Consider the following 581-nt stretch of genomic DNA (forward strand, 5'->3'; position numbering starts at 1 on the left):
ATCCGGGTTGCGGACAGTGTCTGGTGGGTAGTTTGACTGGGGCGGTCTCCTCCCAAAGAGTAACGGAGGAGCACGAAGGTTAGCTAATCCTGGTCGGACATCAGGAGGTTAGTGCAATGGCATAAGCTAGCTTGACTGCGAGAGTGACGGCTCGAGCAGGTGCGAAAGCAGGTCATAGTGATCCGGTGGTTCTGAATGGAAGGGCCATCGCTCAACGGATAAAAGGTACTCCGGGGATAACAGGCTGATACCGCCCAAGAGTTCATATCGACGGCGGTGTTTGGCACCTCGATGTCGGCTCATCACATCCTGGGGCTGAAGTAGGTCCCAAGGGTATGGCTGTTCGCCATTTAAAGTGGTACGCGAGCTGGGTTTAGAACGTCGTGAGACAGTTCGGTCCCTATCTGCCGTGGGCGCTGGAGAATTGAGGGGGGCTGCTCCTAGTACGAGAGGACCGGAGTGGACGCATCACTGGTGTTCGGGTTGTCATGCCAATGGCACTGCCCGGTAGCTAAATGCGGAAGAGATAAGTGCTGAAAGCATCTAAGCACGAAACTTGCCCCGAGATGAGTTCTCCCTGA

General features: G+C 55.2%; 1 rRNA gene. It reads left to right on the top strand.

Features of this window, described 5'->3' with window-relative positions:
- Positions 1–581: ribosomal RNA gene (locus tag ACMWKA_RS25710) — 23S ribosomal RNA — on the top strand; the annotation flags it as partial.

This window comes from Enterobacter sp. 03-F-07-AD-ECC (assembly GCF_047530935.1).
In the GTDB taxonomy this organism is placed as follows: Bacteria; Pseudomonadota; Gammaproteobacteria; order Enterobacterales; family Enterobacteriaceae; genus Enterobacter; species Enterobacter cloacae.